This is a genomic window from Desulfosarcina widdelii, from assembly GCF_009688965.1.
Lineage (GTDB): Bacteria > Desulfobacterota > Desulfobacteria > Desulfobacterales > Desulfosarcinaceae > Desulfosarcina > Desulfosarcina widdelii.
The window spans coordinates 5220925-5238477 of record NZ_AP021875.1; the positions used below are offsets into that span (position 1 = coordinate 5220925).

The 17553-nt window shown below is 48.8% G+C and carries 12 protein-coding genes and 1 pseudogene; 8 read left to right on the forward strand and 5 right to left on the reverse strand.

The annotated features are described in order from the left end of the window. Positions 1-58 precede the first annotated feature (58 nt). From GN111_RS24020 to GN111_RS24035, 4 genes are all read right to left on the reverse strand, one after another. The gene (locus GN111_RS24020; RefSeq protein ID WP_155306184.1) at positions 59-1414 is read right to left on the reverse strand and encodes a sigma-54-dependent transcriptional regulator; all 1356 of its coding nucleotides are present in this window, start codon (positions 1412-1414) and stop codon (positions 59-61) included. Between the two features lie 48 nt (positions 1415-1462). Further along, positions 1463-3178: a two-component system sensor histidine kinase NtrB gene (locus GN111_RS24025; RefSeq protein WP_155306185.1), complete on the reverse strand. Its 1716-nt coding sequence runs from the start codon at positions 3176-3178 to the stop codon at positions 1463-1465. 61 nt (positions 3179-3239) lie between these two features. Continuing rightward, complete coding sequence (locus GN111_RS24030) at positions 3240-3857, reverse strand: Aq_1264-related membrane protein (protein WP_155306186.1); 618 nt, start codon at positions 3855-3857, stop codon at positions 3240-3242. A 12-nt stretch (positions 3858-3869) separates the two neighbouring features. Then, a complete protein-coding gene (locus GN111_RS24035) occupies positions 3870-4238 on the reverse strand; it encodes a DUF6488 family protein (RefSeq protein ID WP_155306187.1) in 369 nt (122 codons plus the stop codon). An 892-nt stretch (positions 4239-5130) separates the two neighbouring features. Between GN111_RS24035 and GN111_RS24040 the strand changes: the two genes are divergently transcribed. The 6 genes from GN111_RS24040 (at position 5131) to GN111_RS24065 (ending at position 14436) form a co-directional block, all read left to right on the forward strand. Then, positions 5131-6540: a TolC family protein gene (locus GN111_RS24040; protein ID WP_231715546.1), complete on the forward strand. Its 1410-nt coding sequence runs from the start codon at positions 5131-5133 to the stop codon at positions 6538-6540. Next, on the forward strand, positions 6537-8075 hold the full coding sequence (locus GN111_RS24045) for a TolC family protein (protein WP_155306188.1): 1539 nt from the start codon (positions 6537-6539) through the stop codon (positions 8073-8075). Before GN111_RS24040 ends, GN111_RS24045 begins: the two co-directional genes overlap by 4 nt. Positions 8076-8095: 20 nt before the next feature. Continuing rightward, the gene (locus tag GN111_RS24050; protein ID WP_155306189.1) at positions 8096-9547 is read left to right on the forward strand and encodes an efflux RND transporter periplasmic adaptor subunit; all 1452 of its coding nucleotides are present in this window, start codon (positions 8096-8098) and stop codon (positions 9545-9547) included. Beyond that, the gene (locus tag GN111_RS24055) at positions 9544-12678 is read left to right on the forward strand and encodes an efflux RND transporter permease subunit (protein WP_155306190.1); all 3135 of its coding nucleotides are present in this window, start codon (positions 9544-9546) and stop codon (positions 12676-12678) included. Before GN111_RS24050 ends, GN111_RS24055 begins: the two co-directional genes overlap by 4 nt. A 45-nt stretch (positions 12679-12723) precedes the next feature. After that, positions 12724-13233 carry a hypothetical protein gene (locus tag GN111_RS24060; protein WP_155306191.1) on the forward strand — a complete coding sequence of 170 codons (510 nt, stop codon included), beginning with the start codon at positions 12724-12726 and terminating at the stop codon, positions 13231-13233. Between the two features lie 132 nt (positions 13234-13365). Next, positions 13366-14436: an adenylate/guanylate cyclase domain-containing protein gene (locus tag GN111_RS24065; protein WP_155306192.1), complete on the forward strand. Its 1071-nt coding sequence runs from the start codon at positions 13366-13368 to the stop codon at positions 14434-14436. Here the strand turns inward: GN111_RS24065 and GN111_RS24070 are convergent. Then, the gene (locus tag GN111_RS24070) at positions 14433-14981 is read right to left on the reverse strand and encodes a hypothetical protein (protein WP_155306193.1); all 549 of its coding nucleotides are present in this window, start codon (positions 14979-14981) and stop codon (positions 14433-14435) included. The genes GN111_RS24065 and GN111_RS24070 overlap by 4 nt on opposite strands. Before the next feature lie 1281 nt (positions 14982-16262). Between GN111_RS24070 and GN111_RS34620 the strand changes: the two are divergent. Further along, positions 16263-16612 (forward strand): annotated as a pseudogene (locus tag GN111_RS34620) (IS1634 family transposase); the annotation flags it as partial. 284 nt (positions 16613-16896) lie between these two features. After that, on the forward strand, positions 16897-17457 hold the full coding sequence (locus GN111_RS24075) for a recombinase family protein (RefSeq protein WP_155306194.1): 561 nt from the start codon (positions 16897-16899) through the stop codon (positions 17455-17457). The last annotated feature ends 96 nt before the right edge of the window (positions 17458-17553 follow it).

Sequence of the window (17553 nt, forward strand, 5' to 3'; positions counted from 1 at the left end):
CATATTCTTTTTTTAGGCAGAGTTAAAAAAATCTGGGGGCCTTAGACTCCTGTTAGAGTCAAGTTATTCCATAATCCTTAAGCTTTAATTGAAGCGTTCTTCGGCTTATACCCAATGTCTTGGCGGCATGTGTTCGATTACCATTGTGTTCCTCCAATGTCCTTAATATCATTTCTTTTTCAACATCTTTTAGGGACCTTCCAGGAGTTAGGTCAACAGGCTCTGTTACCTTATCTAAATCTTCACCTCTCAGTGTTGCGGGGAGGTCTGTCGATTTTATTGTATTGCTACGTGTCATAATAACCGATCGTTCAATGATATTTTCCAGTTCGCGAACGTTTCCCGGCCAATCATGTCGCATTAATAAATCCATAGCCATGGGAGTGAATCCAGAAATTTGGCGTTTGTTTTTCTTGGTGTATTTTGCCAAAAAATAATTAGATAGAGGAAGGATATCGTCACTTCTTTCTCGCAATGGCGGTACTTTCAATTCAACGACATTCAATCGGTAAAAAAGATCTTCACGAAAGTTACCTTCTTCGACCTCTTTTTTTAGCACTCGGTTGGTGGCAGCGATGATTCTGGTGTCGACTTTAATTGATGAGGTGCCGCCGACTGGTTCAAACTCTTGCTCCTGAATTACTCTTAGAATTTTCGCTTGTGTCGGTGGCGCCATTTCGGCAATTTCATCAAGAAATATCGATCCTTTATCGGCCAATTTGAAGCGCCCCATTTTTTTACCGATAGCACCTGTGAAAGCACCTTTTTCATGTCCGAAGAGTTCGCTTTCAAGCAGAGTGTCCGGAAGTGCAGCGCAATTGATTTTAATAAACGGTTTATCTTTTCGGTAGCTGTTTTGATGAATTGCATTCGCAATAAGTTCCTTGCCGGTTCCACTTTCACCCAAAATCAAAACATTGGCATCCGATGGTGCCACCATACTAATCGATTCAAGAAGACGTTTCATCGGTTTACTTCTACCGATGATGCCAGCGATGTCAAATTTTTCGCCAAGTCTTTCCTTAAGCAAAGCGTTTTCTTCAGTTATTTGTTGGCTGGTCAATGCTTTATCAATTGATATCTTTAGGATGTCTATATCGATTGGTTTAGTGATATAATCAATAGCACCCGATTTCATGGCTTTTACAGCAGAATCAACAGATCCGTATGCTGTCATGATTATAATAGGTAGTTGAGGGCTGATTTTTAGGATTTGTTGTAGAGCTTTGATACCATCAATCCTTTTCATTCGGACATCCATCAGGATCAGATTAAAAAACTGATTTCCGACCAATTCAATGGCTTCATCTCCATCTTCCGCTTGAATGACGTTATACCCCTCTGCGGACAATACTGTGTCAAGCATTGCTCGGTGAGGCGTTTCATCGTCGACGATTAAAATATTTGGTTTCATAGTGCGACCACGCCTTTTCTCCCAATGACTTGATCGGTGATTAAATTATCACCCTTTTTGGACAATCGGGATTTCTATTGATATATTGCACCCTGTATTCTTACCATGAGGTGGACTGATGATATGTATAGATCCCTCATGGCTTTCTATAATCTTATGAACGATCGGTAAACCCAATCCGGTACCATTTTCATGCGTTGTAAAATACGGATCAAAAATTCTTCCTTTAGCATCGTCACTGATTCCGGGGCCATCATCTTCAACTGACACCAATATGTGTGTGCCATTCTTAATCAAATTTGTGGTGACTGTTAATCTTCCATCCAAGCCTGTGGCTTGTATGGCGTTAAGAAGAATATTCAGGAGTGCTTGAGTAATTTGCCCTTCATCCATCGAAATTTCAGGCAAGTCTGGTTTAAAATCAGTATCAATGACAATTTTCTGAGCCTTTGCGTCAGCCTCAACGAGGCGAAGTGTATGGGTTATGAGCAGGTTTATATCTGCTGGTTGGAAGTCAGGTTCCATCGGGTTGGAAAAGCAAATCAAATCAGATACGACATTATTAATTCTATCAATTTCCTTAATGACAATATCAGAGCACTTCTTCTCGGAGCTTTCCGAATCAAAGCCCCGACCTAAATATTGCGTAAAACCACGAATGGAGCTTAACGGGTTTCTGATCTCATGAGCGACGCCGGCAGCCAGCTCACCAACGGCGGCCAGTTTTTCTGAGCGCCTAACCAGTTCCTCCAGTTTTTTTATTTCACTGAGGTCCCTAATTTGTATAACGGCTCCGCCCAAGCTGCCGGTTTCCTTGGTTAGCGGTGTCACGCTTATTGACAGTGGTCTTGATCTTGACTCGCCACAAACAAAGTTGATCTCCTTATCTAAAACGGTGATGCCGTTAGACAGTGTCTGATCGACTCCAATGAATGTAAAGTCCAGAACCTCTTCCAAACGCACGTCTTTGATATCTTTCCTGTCGATTTCCAACAGTTTTAATGCTCTCTCGTTGTACGCAGTGATATTTAGCTTATTATCGATACTGACAATACCAGAAGAGAGGCTCGAAATTACCTGGCTGGTGTAGTCTTGGGTCTGTCTTAACGTCTTTTCTACGAGATAATAATTTTGAATAATGAATGTAAAAAAAATGGCAGCTGACCCGAGGGCGATGACGATTCCAGCCATCATCATGGCATGGTGGCTGTCGGATTCTTTGGCTATTTGCAGGTAATCCATTTTTAAACCCAGAACAATGCGTTCTCCGACGTGATCCGATCGATTTGTGCTGCCCATCATCATATGGTGGCCGGTAACAGCTGAAGCTGTAAATTGTTTTGACAGTTCGTAGATTTTTTCACCATTTTCCAGCTTTCGAATCTTTGCATGGAGCTGAGCGTTATCAAATGATTCGGGGGGAAGCCCCATTATGCTGTAATCCTCAGGATTGGAATGATGAGAAATTCGTCCGCGCTTGTCGACCATATAGATATAGGCGATGTCTTTATTGCTACCGACCTCATTAATCAGGCTCTTGATAGAATCTTCCTGCCACATATGCATTGCCATGCCTGCTCTGGCACCTGCCTCTACCGCATCAAGAATGGCGACTCCCTGGCGATGAAGGAAATCTATCGCCACCGAAGCTTGTCGGTCCAGGTTTCGATAGGTGGAGATGCCCATAAGAACCAGCAGAATGATTACGATGGCCAATATCGATAGGGCTGGAACGTAAAGTTGTTTTTTAAGCACATGAATCATTATTGATAAGCTCCCATCTCACCAGAAAAGGAAGTTGATTATACGCTGTTTTTAACAGGTCTTAATGCTTGGGTTTGAGCCACATCTCCCAGATCGCCCGAAGGGAGACGTAGGCGAATATCCCGGCAAACAATCCCCCGCCGGGCACATGCAGCCAGAAAAAGGCGGGTGATACAAAGGCTTTCAGCCACATGGCCAGGATATCGACCAGCACCCCGATAAAAGGTAGCACTACCAGCCAGGTGCGCAGGGCCGAACCAACATCCAGCCAAATGGTGATGGCTCCCACAAAGATGAAGATCATGCTCATGCCGAAAAGGTGAATGTGAGTCCACTTCAGGGTCCAGACAAATTGTTCCTGCTGGTAGAACGGTTTGACTGTTTTCTTTTCAACGGTTGACAGGTCAGCAAATAAGTCGCCCCGGTCAAGCTTAGATGTGGCCGGGGCGCTGTGATCCATACCTGCTTGGCCGTCCCTTGCCTGAGACGCAGTGTCGTCATTGCCGGCTTGAGAAAAAAAAGTGGGAATGATGTCATGGACGACGATCTGACCCAGTGCCCCCAGCATGCCGATGGCCAGAACCATAATAATACAGGTGGCCAGAGCTTTGGCGGGGATGGGCATCAGTGCCAGCGTTATCCTTCTGCGGGGGTGGTGGTCGGTTAGAGTTGAGTCCATGTGTGCATCTCCTTATTTTCCCGTGAAATTCGATCCCGAATATTCCCCACGGTGATCGAAATAAAAATAAAGGCTCTCCGGGTCGCCGCCTGTCCGTTTAAACTGAACCACGGTTTCGCGGCTGGTTTCATCCCCGCGTGCTGATATATGGATTGATACCAGGTCGGTTTCCCAGTCTTCCGGCAGTTTACCGGAGACGATCAGGCGATCATAAAGCTGTGTCGCCTTCTGAACAGCTTGAAATGCGGTGAAGGCTTCTTCGCCATGGGTTTTTCCACCGTGGCTATTAGCGATTTCTGTCCCTGAGACAATTACCCCTAAGGTTATCAATGCAATGGTTATCACGAACCATATATGGCGACGAGTTGTATATGAGTTCATTGTACCCTCCGAATTTTAGAGTTAAGATCTTCATGAGCCACATTATCTTCAATATCCGTACCATGTGCAAATACGATAGTCGTGATTACAGTTTAACGATGAATGATTTTGGACATTCTTGTCAGCAGTCCTACCTTCAATCTAAGGTACCAAACAATGCCGCCAGCTGGTCTATGTTCAGCCAGAACGCTTGTAGCGTGCGATGGCAATAAATTAATGATGAACTATTACAAAATGTTGGCAGAATTGGCAGAAAGTGATTGCCAAGAAAGCAATCAAAATGTCTTCACCATTTAAGGCATTGACCGTACAAGAAACATTGATCTATAAAAAAAAGTACCAGTCGTGCGTTACGCGTACCCTCTTTTTCATGCGCTTGATTCGTACTGGGAAAAATATGCGCAGTTCGTTTGGTTCATGGATCTGGATATCAAGATCCTATTCCTTCTTGATGAAAAGCGCATAGTCCATGACGATAGAGTGGAAAATTATTCTGTTACTATTTGTACCTTCCTGTAATAATACGGGTTTTGTAAAATCAAAAAACTGAATGTATTCGTAACTTCTATCGATTTTCTTTCCTGTTCAGGGGGGCTCTATCTTTATTTATCTCTCAAGGCCTCGTTCATAACATATTGATTTAGAACTAGCTAACTTGCTGCAAAAACTATGTATTTCAAGTTGATGAAAAGTTATTGCGCACTTTTGTCTTTGGACCCGGTAAAGTGAGTTGTTTTTACGCACTTTTTTTAAACCTTATTGGGCCAACCTATTTTATTTTAATTATAACAGTAGGATATTCTTTTGGCATGGTAATTGATATCTTCAAACCATGTAAATCGGCGCGTCCCATGAAATGGTACCGCCTATTAATCAACGTCAGGAGATCAGAATGAAATATCCATTTCCCCGAATGCGCGTCAAGGCTGCTATTATGCCATTGCTTTGGATGCCGTGCAGGATTGCCCTTACCCTGATCCTGGGAGTCGCTTTTTATCTAGTCCCAAATGCCAGCGCCAGCGATCCTGACATTCAGCCCACCGGCGATAGCCAGGATTTACCCGAGAGTATCCGCCTTGCCGACCTGATCGAGCATGCTTATGCTCACAACCCGTCGATTCAACAGGCTCGGGAGGCGTGGCGGGAGACCGTGGAACAGTACCGAATCACAACCGGTTATCCGGACCCCCAGCTGATGGTCACCTGGTTTCCAGAGCCCATCGAGACACGCCTGGGCCCCCAAGACTGGAACGCCCAGATTTCCCAGCAGATCCCTTTTCCTGGCAAGCTGTCAAAGGCCGGTGAACTGGTGGCTGCCGACGCCCGCATCGCCCGACTCAAGCTGGACAAAACAATCAAGGAAACACTTATGACGGTCCAGGAATCCTATTATGAACTGTGGTATATCCGGCAAGCTAAGACGGTTACCAAGCATAACACCCGCCTGCTAAACCATCTTCGAAAACTCGCCGAGACCGCCCATGCCGACAGCCGGACCACGCTTACGGACGTGGTTAAGGCCCAGTCCCAGACCGGTCAGCTGCAATACGACACCCTCCTATTGGAGGAACTGGAACAGACCGAAATCACCCGTCTGAACGGCCTTTTGAACCGTCTTCCCGAGTCAACGGTGGGTATCCTTGCCCCCCCGGTCTTCCGGCCTATCACGACTGATCTGGAGACCATCTACCAGCTGGCTGAATCTAACCAGGAAGATATCCTGATGGCCCAGGTGGGAGTAGATAAAGGCGACACAAAAGTGTCGTTGGCGCGTTTCCAGAACCTGCCGGATTTCAAGGTAGGGCTCTTTTACGCCGGCATCGGTGAGCCTGATGTGCCTGTCCAACCCCGGGATGCCGGACGGGATGCTATCGGTATTCAGGCAGGTATTTCCATTCCCTTGTGGTTCGGCAAGAACAACAGCCGTGTGGATAAGGCTATGGCGGAAAAATCAAAGGCTAGAGCGGAAAAGGAGGTGCGTGTTAACGATGTCCGAACCAAAATTCGCACCCTCTATTTCAAAGCCCGCAATGCCGAGCGTATCGTAACCCTTTATGAGACTGACCTTGTTCCCCAGGCCGCCCGATCCATGGAAATCGCTGAGGTCTGGTATCGGGAGGGGGAGTCGTCATTTACTGATTTTATCGAAACCCAGTCGGTCTGGTACAATTTTCAGCTTGCCCTGGCCCGAGCCAAGGCAGACTACGGCATCAACCTGGCGCGGCTTGAAAGACTGGCGGGGAAGCGTCTGAACGATGACGCGGCGGTTTCGGTAGAACCTGCCGGAAAGGAGCAGCAATGAAGAAGACCTTGTCGCTTATAATTACTGGTGTAGCACTGATCGGGACAATCGGTCCGGCACTGGGCGGATACAGAGATCTGAAGCGCGACATGGAGGCCTATGCACCACCGGCCATGCTCCATCAACCGGAAATGTCGGAAGCTATTGCCGATAGTGAGCCGGATGCTTTTGATGTCGAAACAAAAACCATCGAAGATGCTCGGCGCCGTTGGGAAAAAATCGTAGACAGCAAAGTGGTCCCCACTGGTGATATCGTTATCTCCCCGGAAATATTCGATGCAGCCTCCGATGATGCGCAAACCCTTGCCATGCTCCGCCCCCGGTTATCCCTCCAGACGACTATGGCCCTGATCGTGTTGCGCAACCCGTCAATTAAAGGTGCGAAGGACCGCTTACAAGCTGCCTTGGAAGGCTTTGACCAGGTTGCTCAACTGGACGAAATCTTGCGGCAGTACTCGGCATTCACGGAAAGCGTGATGGCCGGGGTGGGGCCCATGCGAGGTCTCGACAACATCCAGATGAAATTTCCATTTCCAGGTGTGACCGCTTTGAAAGGGCAAGTGGCGGAATTGAATGTGGAAGCCGAAAAGCAGGCATTTGATCTGGTCCAGCGTGATATCTTGGCCCAGGGCAGCAAGGCCTACTGGAATCTGCTTTACACCCATCAGGCGCTTCGGATTACCCGCGAAATGCTTGATCGGTTGAACCAACTGGAATCGGTGGCCACTACTCGTTACGGTGCCGGAAAAACCAGTTACCAGGATGTGATCAAGATCCGTATTGGCCGTGAGAAGTTGGAGGAACAGGTCAGAACCTTGAATGAGCAGCGGATCAATCTGGAAACTGAACTGTTGTCCCTGATGGACCTTGAACCTAAAAATTCTATCGGTTGGCCCGACACCTTTACTCCTGACACATCGCCGCTCAAATTGGATGCACTTTATCCCCTGGCACTAGAAAACCGCCAGGAGCTGAATCGCATGCGGGCCATGGTGGGCAGGATGGAACGCATGATAGAGATGGCCGAGACAATGATTCAACCGGCTTTTACCCAGAACTATTCGCTCTACACGGACGAAGCCGTTCTCCAATCGGGTAGCGCCGGGATGAAGCCGACCTTTGCCACCACGGTCTCGCCAACCCGGGCCGCAGGACTGCCTAAAAATGCCTGGTTTGGCGCCGAAGACACATACCTTCGCGAAACCCGCCGAAAGTTAGATGCTCTGCGGGCTGATCTTGACGATGCCGAGGCACGCACCCGTCTTATGGTACGGAAAAGCTGGTTCGATCTGGACCGAGCCATACGGGAACGGGCACTGTACAATGACCGGTTGCTGGAACTGTCCCAGACATCCCTGGATGTGTCCACCCGTGCGTATGAATCCGGCAATATCTCCTTTGCCGATGTCATCACTTCCTATACTGATTGGCTGGATGTGAGCCTGGCCAGTCGACGACGGAATAGTGATGTCGGCGTCACACGAGCAGAATTGGTACGCTGGGTGGGTGTCCCCTTACCCTGGCCCAAGGGATAAACCAGAAAGGACAACGTCTCATGTATTCAAAACCAATCATCATCGCCTTTACCGCAGCGGTTATCAGTGTTGCACTGAACATACCGGCGGAATTGATTCAGGACAGGATAACTCTTTCAACCTTATTGGGGCCGGCTACCGCTTATGCTGAAGAAGCGCTCAAAGCTGGCATGGTGGACCCCAAGACCGGCAAGAAGATCAAATACTGGGCAGCGCCCATGGACCCCACCTACATCCGCAACGAGCCGGGCAAATCGCCCATGGGTATGGACCTGGTGCCGGTGTACGAGGAAGAAGGAGAGGGAAAGGAACCCAGCTCCACCATTCGCATCGATCCTGTGACCGAGCAGAATATGGGTGTGCGACTGGGTCGGGTGCAGAAGAAAGCCTTCTCGAAATCGATCCGCACCTTCGGCACCATCACCTACGACGAAACCGGACTTTATTCGGTGAATACCAAATTCAACGGCTGGATCGAAACGCTCTACGTAGATTTTGTGGGCGAGCGAGTGAAAGAAGGGCAGCCGCTGTTCGACATCTACAGTCCCGATCTACTCACTGCCCAACAGGAATACCTCATCGCCGTTCAACAGCGAAAAGGACTAAATGGAAAGCGGGGAAGGGACGCCACCAAGGGAACCGACCGGTTTCTGGATGCTTCGCGTACCCGCCTGGCCTACTGGGATTTCACCGACGAACAGATCGCCCAGTTGGAAACCGCCGATGAAATCCAGAAAACAATCACGATTTTCTCACCGGCCTCGGGTGTGGTCGTCAAGAAAACCGCCTTGGAGGGCCACTACGTCAAAGCCGGTGAACATCAATATGAAATCGCCGACCTGTCCACCGTGTGGGTGGATGTAGACATATATGAATACGAATTGCCCTGGGTTCGCAAAGGCATGCCTGCTGAAATGGACCTGGCCTACATTCCCGGTAAACGATACCTGGGTGAAGTGCTCTTCATCTACCCCTTCCTGGATCCGAAGACCCGGACGGCCCGGCTAAGGCTTTCATTCCCCAATCCTGGAGACGAACTCAAGCCGGGGATGTACGCCAATGTCTATCTACAGAGCGTCCTGCCCGGCAAGCGGCTGGTGGTACCCCAGGAGGCGGTGATCGACAGCGGCGTGAAAAAGCGGGTGTTTGTTTCTCGTGGCAAGGGAAAATTTGAACCCAGGGAAGTAATCATTGGTGCAGAAGGAAACGATTATGAATTCGAAGTCATCGACGGCTTGGTCGAAGGTGAGGAGGTTGTCCTTTCAGGCCAATTCATGTTGGATTCGGAAAGCCGCTTGAAGGAGGCCATCGCAAAGATGCTCGAGGTTCGTAGCCCAGAAGCAGACAGTAGCGACGATCTGGATATGGACAGCATGACCATGGAGGAGGACGACCTGGACATGAAAGACCTGACCATGGATTCAGACGGTCCAGCAGAAACGCAAGGCCAGGAAAAGGAAACCAAGCCATGATTGCAAATATCATCGAACTGTCCATCAAAAACAAGTTCCTGGTGATCCTGGCGACCTTGTTCGTCATTGCCGCCGGAATATATGCCATCGCCCGCACACCCCTGGATGCGATTCCCGACCTGTCCGACGTTCAAGTGATTATTTTCACTGAATACCCCGGCCAGGCTCCGCAGGTGGTAGAAGACCAGGTTACCTATCCGCTAACCACAGCCATGCTGTCGGTGCCGTTTGCCAAAGTGGTTCGGGGGTATTCCTTTTTCGGTCTTTCTTTCGTCTACATTATTTTCGATGACGGTACCGATCTTTACTGGGCTCGCAGTCGCGTGCTGGAGTACCTGAACTTTGTGGCCGGCCGCCTGCCCCAGGGTGTTACGCCCTCTTTGGGCCCAGATGCCACCGGTGTGGGCTGGGTTTACGAGTACACCCTTGAGAGCGACCGCCACGACCTGGCCCAGCTGCGTTCCATCCAGGACTGGTTCCTGCGCTACGAACTGGCCAGCGTGCCGGGTGTGTCTGAGGTGGCGTCCATCGGTGGATATGTCAAGCAGTATCAGGTGGTCGTGGACCCCAATAAGCTGCGGGCCTACAACATCCCCATCCAGAAGATCCGCATGGCCATCCAACGCAGCAACAACGACGTGGGCGGCCGGCTGGTGGAGATGGGCGAGACCGAGTTCATGGTGCGGGGGTTGGGCTATATAAAGAGCATCGAGGATCTGAACAGCGTGCCGCTAGGCGTGAATGACAGGGGCATCCCCATCCTGTTGCGCAACGTGGCCACGGTGAGGATCGGACCGGAGCTGCGGCGGGGTATCGCCGACTACAACGGGCAGGGAGAAGTGGTGGGCGGTGTGGTCATCATGCGCTATGGGGAAAACGCCCTGCAGGTGATCGACAACGTCAAAAAGCGCCTGGAAGAACTCAAGTCCGGCCTGCCCGAAGGGGTAAGGGTCAAAGCGGTATACGACCGGTCAGGGCTTATCCTGCGTGCCGTTGACAACCTGAAGACCACGCTGATCGAGGAAAGCATCATCGTGGCAATCGTGTGCATCGTTTTTCTCTTTCACTTCCGCAGTGCCCTGGTGGGTATCTTCACCCTTCCAGTGGGAGTGTTCATCAGTTTTATCATCATGCACGCCCAGGGTATCAACGCCAACATCATGAGCCTGGGCGGCATCGCCATCGCCATCGGCGCCATGGTCGACGGTGCCATCGTCATGATCGAAAATGCCCACAAGCACATCGAGCACGACGGCGGTAAAAAGCCCCACTGGGAGCTGATCACCGACGCCGCCAAGGAGGTGGGGCCGGCCCTGTTTTTCTCCCTGTTGATCATCGCCGTGAGCTTTCTGCCGGTGTTCACCCTCGAAGCCCAGGAAGGACGGATGTTCAAACCTCTAGCCTACACTAAAACATATTCCATGATGGGTGCTGCGCTATTGGCAATTACCATTGTGCCGATTCTCATGGGCTACCTGATCCGCGGAAAGATCAAGCCCGAAAACGAAAACCCGGTGAACCGGTTTCTCATCTGGATCTATCATCCCATTATCAAGGTGGTGCTCAAGAAAAAAGCCATTGTGCTGGTTGCCGCAGTGATCGTCCTGGCCCTCACATGGATTCCGATCAAACGTATGGGGTCCGAATTCATGCCGCCCCTGAACGAGGGTGACCTGCTGTACATGCCCACAACCTTGCCGGGCATCTCCATCACCAAGGCCAAAGAACTGCTCCAGCAGACCGACCGGATCATCGCCTCTTTTCCGGAGGTACACCATACGTTCGGCAAAATCGGGCGGGCGGAAACGGCCACCGATCCGGCACCCTTGAGCATGATTGAAACCACCATCATGCTTCGACCCGAATCCGAATGGCGGGATGGCATGACCATCGAGAAACTGGTGGATGAACTGGACAAGGCCATTCAGTTTCCCGGCCTGACCAACGCCTGGACCATGCCGATCAAGACCCGCACCGACATGCTTTCCACCGGCATCAAGACGCCGGTGGGGATCAAGATCATGGGTGAAGACCTCCAGGTGCTTTCCGATATCGGTGAAAAGGTGGAAGCCGTCATCCGGGAAGTCCCGGGAACGCTGAGCGTCTATGCGGAACGGGTAACCGGGGGAAATTTTCTCGATTATGAAATCAGGAGAGAAGATGCGGCTCGCTACGGCCTCACCGTAGGCGATGTTCAGGACATCATCATGACCGCCGTGGGTGGGATGAACATCACCCAGACCGTGGAAGGACTGGAACGCTATCCCGTAAATCTGCGCTACGGTAGTGAACTGCGCGACACGCCGGAGAAACTGCGCCGGATCCTAGTCCCAACCCCCACCGGCGCCCAGGTGCCCATCGCCCAGCTGGCAGACATCCGCATCGTCAAGGGACCTCCGGTGATCAAGAGCGAGAATGCCCGCAATAACGCTTGGGTCTACGTGGACCTGCGGGGAATCGACGTGGGCACCTATGTCCAGGTGGCCCAGAAAATCCTTCAGGAAAAAATCGATTTGCCGCCGGGCTACAGCCTGGTGTGGAGCGGACAGTACGAATACATGGTTCGGGCCCAGAAGCGATTGATGATCGTGGTCCCGGTGACCCTGCTGGTAATCTTTCTGCTACTATACTTTAATTTCAAAAATATGGCTGAAAGCATGCTGGTGATGCTCAGTGTGCCCTTTTCCCTGACCGGCGGGTTCTGGTTGATGTATCTGCTGGGATACAACATGAGTGTGGCCGTGGGCGTGGGGTTTATCGCCCTGGCCGGCGTGGCTGCCGAAACCGGGGTGGTCATGCTGATCTATCTGGATATCTCCTACCGCAAGTTCAAGGAGAAATACGGAGACCGGTTCAACCGGCGCCATCTCAATGAGGCTATTGAAGAGGGTGCAGCCCTGCGAGTTCGACCCAAGATGATGACCGTGGTGGCCATCATGGCGGGTCTGGCCCCGATCATGTGGAGCCACGGATCCGGTTCCGAGGTGATGAAGCGCATCGCCGCGCCCATGATCGGCGGTATGGTCAGTGCGACCATACTCACTTTGGTCGTGGTGCCCGTCATCTATGGGATCTGGAAGGGGTGGCGGCTGACCGAAGGTGATAAAACATCAACGGAAAAATCAACTTAACCGCCGCTAATACTGCGGCATCAATTCAACCCTGGAGGATTTATCATGAAAAAGCGGACAATTCTTATTTTGGCAGTTATTTTCGCCCTGCTCACGGTTCCGGCCATGGCCATGCAGGGACATGACAGCAGTGGAACTTCCGATGGACACGACATGAAATCCACTGACAATATGGACCACGGTTCCCAAGGCACGCAGATGGATCAATCGAGCATGGGTGGCACGTTCAAACATCATGATATGAAGGACGGCATGAACGCGGATTTTCAGGTGATGAGTTTGGCAAGTATGAACATGGCCTCGGACAAGGGCGAAACCCATCACATCATGGTCAATCTGTCCCAAGCAGACGGCGGGGCTCCCATTAAAGACGCCGTGGGTAAAATCAAAGTGGTGGGGCCTGACGGCAAGGAGCAGATTAGTTCGCTAAAGAACTACAACGGAATTTTAGCCGGCAACTTCACTTTCAAGGAACCGGGCAAATACGGAGTGATCTGCCTGCTTAAAAATGGGGATAAAAAACCGGTGTTCAAGTTCTGGTACCATCATATGTAACCAATAGCAGTCCGGCATCGGAGAACCATCGGCATGAATAGCGCAGGCGGCGGCTCTCCGATGTCGCGCTCACAATCATTCCCTGGGACCGCATTTGGCCATGTTGCGTTAAAAATATAAGGGCAGGCTAAGATGGATCATGCCGACAAAATAAAGATAGCGATCATTTTTTTTCTTTTGGCAGTGGTGACTGTGGTCCACCACATGCCGATCGCCGGCTTTTTTGGCGCGCACATTTTTCACCGGGAGATGTTTTTTTTTCCCATCGTCCTTGCCGGACTGTGGTTTGGCCTCAAGACCGCACTTACTACTTCTGTTGTGGTGAGTTTTGTTTATGCTCATTATTTTATCCAAAAAACCGACATCAAGACCATATCAGCTTCGCTAGTTGGACTTCAAGTGGTTGGTTTTAACCTCATGGCGCTGCTCACTGGCTGGATGGTGGACCGCCAGCGGCGTCAGCAGCGGGAACGTGATTTTCTCAATGACACCTTCGGAAAATATGTCTCCAGGCAGGTACGTGATGAAATTCTGGCTGGACGCGTGTCCCTGAAAGGAGAACTCAAAGAGGTAACAGTGTTGTTTGCCGATCTTAGAGACTTTACCCGACTGGTTGAAACAATCCCCCCGCGTGAGGTGGTTACGATCATCAACACTTACTTCGAAGCCATGTCCGGGGCGATTGTATCCAACCATGGCCTTGTACTCCAATTTATCGGTGACGAGATCGAAGCTGTCTTCGGGGCGCCAGTCGCACTTAATAACCATCAGCAGTACGCGATTGATGCAGCCCTGGAGATGAGAACGCGCCTATCCCAAGTCAATTTGAGTTTATCAAACCAGGGATTTCCCCCGCTTCGGCACGGAATTGGCCTTCACACTGGCAAGGTCGTGGCGGCTAACATTGGCAGCACCCAGCGGCTATCTTATGCTATGGTTGGCGAGACAGTGAATATCGCCTCAAGGATTCAGGACCTAAACAAGGACTTTGATACCGACATCCTATTCAGCGAGGCGGTTCGTCAGGGTCTTAGCCGGGAGAACATAAAGATGAATTCGCTCGCGCCGGTTGCCGTCAAGGGTGTCCGCGAGCAACTTCATTTGTACAGCCTCGATAAACAGCCTATGGGAAAAAGGGCAGGTAATGATAATGATAATGGACGTGATTATACGTACTACCATCGCTCCGATTCGAGTGGTTAAGAGTAAATCTCATCAGATTGCAATTGCATAGCACCAGAGTCCTGTTGAAAAGGTTTCTGATGGAAAACATAATTTAATAAGTAATTATTGCCGTATATTTTTAGTTGTACGAATAATGAAAAATGAGAGATGTTTTTAAGACGCTCATCTTTAGCATAAATAACTTCGCCCTTCGGTTTTAGCCTCCACTGCCTTTTTGCTCTTCTTGATCCGGACGGGTAAGATTTAATAGCCGGATTTTTAAACATAATCATTTCAAATTTTGAATTAGGCAATATTAACTTAGCTTTAGTAGTCTTAGCGCGAACAATTTTTACAGGTTGATTGTTAGCGTCAAAAAAATCGATTAATATAATGCCGGCATTCTTATCATATTCCATAATTGAATTGTATTTATCCCCATTAATGTAGATGGATTGTGACGTTATTGATTCTTTTGGGACGGGTTGCAGCGGCATACTATCAAGTGGAATGCCTTTGGTACACGCCGACAAAATAATAGCCATAAATACAATGTATAGTTTCAAATAAATATTAGGTTTCATAACGCCTCCGAAATACATAAATTTGCATTACTATCAGTCCTTATTTTTCTTTCTTAAACCTTTCCTCTGCCCTTTACATTTTCAGTCGATATATTTCATCCCTATCCCAAATTGGATAGTGTTTTCGTGCGATAATCTTTGGGACCATTTAACCTTCGCCAAACAGATGGACCGCGGCTGTTCTCTGTCGGCCATGGATTGCTGTGTGGGGGAGTAACTGACGATTCGCACAACAAGGATAGTATCGGATTTGAAATTTTGAGATGTTTCGATATATAATCCTTCACTTGAATAATTACACATGACGCCATCCGATACTCGAACGGCAGCGTCGCTAGTGTATGGTTGGCACTTGACGGTCGCCATAGTTTGATTGCGCGAATACGCGCGTCTTGCCTTTTCTTTGGTTGCGATGTCTTCCATTTCTTCACCATTGGCCAGAATTTTTATGATGAACCTGGTTTAATCAGTTGCCGTGATCAGGTTGGGCATCAACATGGTCGCTGTTGGCAGGAGTATCTGAATAGGGCGAAGAACATCGGAGTTGGAATTATTATGATTAACCTGAGACTATTTTATTCATCAGCTTAGAATAGACCGAAGTAAAGTATACCAAAACTTGGATAATACAAACCAAACATGCTCAGAGACGATCCATACGGATAACCGTACCAGTGAGCAAAAGAATTTGATCCAGAAGCTATAACAAGGGTAATGGCCAATATCGGTATTAAGATGGTTTTAATTTTATTCATTTGTTGACTCCTTTGTTAGCGGTTAACAACGATTTGAAATAGTCCGTTTTGACTTGATTCTTTCTAAAACTTCTCTATTATTTTTAATTGAGCAATGTATGTGCCAAGACAGAGATATGCTTGTGTAAGACAGACATAATAGGCTGAAAATATACCTTATTAATTAATTGTGGTGACCTAAGCAAATTAAGCGATGATATAAAGCTGATAAATATTTTATCACTTAATCAGCAGTATCTTTTTAACAAGCGAATAATAATTTCACATCTATTTCAGACTTTTTTGTTTGCGCTACTCCCAAACCAACGGATAATATATAATATTTTTCGTACATTTGAGGCGGTGGCCTCGATATGGTTAAATAGCCGTTGCAAAACAAATCGTTTAAGCTGGGAAGGAAGACACTATGTCAGAAAGAATACCGCAAACGCTTTGCAAAGTATCATACCAATACATCCCGAATAAGCACTTGATCCAAACGTTTTGCTGGCTTTCTATTTTCTTGTGCAGAACCGGACATGCCGATCAGGTGGCGCTGAAGTACAAAGAACTGTGGCGAGTAGAGAAAGTCTTCCGGGACGTCAAGTCGTTACTTACGACCCGTCCGATCTTCCACCAGAAAGACCGGACGATCCGAGGCCATGTCTTTTGCAGCTTCCTGGACTGGTCCTTCGCAAAAAGCTTGATCGGCGTCTGTCGAAAACGGGCCACCGTTTTGAGTGAGCCGAGATCAAGCAGGACTTGAAATCCCTGCAACAGGTAACCATTGAAGAGGATGGCAGGCGCCTTCCCATCAGGAGCCAAAGCAAGGGCGTATGCGGTAAGATCTTCCAGGCAGTTGGCGTGGCAATGCCGCCGACGATACAGGACGCTTAAGCCGCGTCTGAAATTTCAAAAGGTAGTGCCAAGAACAATATTGCATCCTGTTACATATTGAAATGACGCAATATTTAAAAAACGACTGTTAAACTTGAGTTTAAATTATCACTCTAAAAGCCACGGTCTCAATAAACGACCGTTTAATGAGACCAGAAACCCACAATCAAATATATTGCGTTTTCCCAGCCAAAAAAGTATCATTCCGCAGTCTCTTTTTCTAAGTTTCATTATTTCCAAAAACACGACATTTTTTGAGACCACCGCGGTCTGTTGGAGAAGCCATGGGCAGAATGATAGGCTACGCTAGGGTCAGCACCCCAGATCAGTCTCTGGATCTTCAGATTGACGACTTGAAAGCCGCCGGCTGCAAAAAAATATTCACAGACAAGATAAGCGGAGCCAGAGCTGAACGCCCAGGGCTTGATGGTTGCATTAAAACGCTGAGGGGAGGGGATACCTTAATGGTGTGGCGTTTGGATCGTTTGGGGCGATCCATGCCGCATCTTGTGACTGTTGTGACCGAACTCAGGGATAAAAAGATAGGCTTCATATCCCTGCGAGACGGTGTGATAGACACCACAACAGCTTCTGGTGAGCTGATTTTCAACATCTTTGCCGCACTCGCCCAGTTCGACCGAGAATTGATCAGGGAAAGAACGCGGGCAGGTCTAAAAGCAGCCAGGGCCAGAGGTCGAAGCGGCGGCCGGAAGCCAGTGGCCAGGGAGGATCCACGTGTCATTGCGGCTAAAAAGATGCATGCGGACATGGACCTGAGCATTTCTGAGATCTGTAAAACACTAAAAATATCCAAAGCAACGCTATATCGCTATATTAAGATGTGATAAGAGTTATCTTAAAAAAAACAAATACGCCATTGTGTTTGATTGGCATAGAACATAGTTGCTTAAAGAACTGTACGAACATGTAGAGTAGCAACG

What these genes read in the sequence shown, in the direction of transcription:
- GN111_RS24020 (WP_155306184.1), bottom strand. Translation starts at nt 1,414, where the DNA reads ATGAAACCAAATATTTTAATCGTCGACGATGAAACGCCTCACCGAGCA.
- GN111_RS24040 (WP_231715546.1), top strand. Translation starts at nt 5,131, where the DNA reads ATGAAATATCCATTTCCCCGAATGCGCGTCAAGGCTGCTATTATGCCA.
- GN111_RS24025 (WP_155306185.1), bottom strand. Translation starts at nt 3,178, where the DNA reads ATGATTCATGTGCTTAAAAAACAACTTTACGTTCCAGCCCTATCGATA.
- GN111_RS24055 (WP_155306190.1), top strand. Translation starts at nt 9,544, where the DNA reads ATGATTGCAAATATCATCGAACTGTCCATCAAAAACAAGTTCCTGGTG.
- GN111_RS24065 (WP_155306192.1), top strand. Translation starts at nt 13,366, where the DNA reads ATGGATCATGCCGACAAAATAAAGATAGCGATCATTTTTTTTCTTTTG.
- GN111_RS24070 (WP_155306193.1), bottom strand. Translation starts at nt 14,981, where the DNA reads ATGAAACCTAATATTTATTTGAAACTATACATTGTATTTATGGCTATT.
- GN111_RS24030 (WP_155306186.1), bottom strand. Translation starts at nt 3,857, where the DNA reads ATGGACTCAACTCTAACCGACCACCACCCCCGCAGAAGGATAACGCTG.
- GN111_RS24075 (WP_155306194.1), top strand. Translation starts at nt 16,897, where the DNA reads ATGGGCAGAATGATAGGCTACGCTAGGGTCAGCACCCCAGATCAGTCT.
- GN111_RS24060 (WP_155306191.1), top strand. Translation starts at nt 12,724, where the DNA reads ATGAAAAAGCGGACAATTCTTATTTTGGCAGTTATTTTCGCCCTGCTC.
- GN111_RS24045 (WP_155306188.1), top strand. Translation starts at nt 6,537, where the DNA reads ATGAAGAAGACCTTGTCGCTTATAATTACTGGTGTAGCACTGATCGGG.
- GN111_RS24050 (WP_155306189.1), top strand. Translation starts at nt 8,096, where the DNA reads ATGTATTCAAAACCAATCATCATCGCCTTTACCGCAGCGGTTATCAGT.
- GN111_RS24035 (WP_155306187.1), bottom strand. Translation starts at nt 4,238, where the DNA reads ATGAACTCATATACAACTCGTCGCCATATATGGTTCGTGATAACCATT.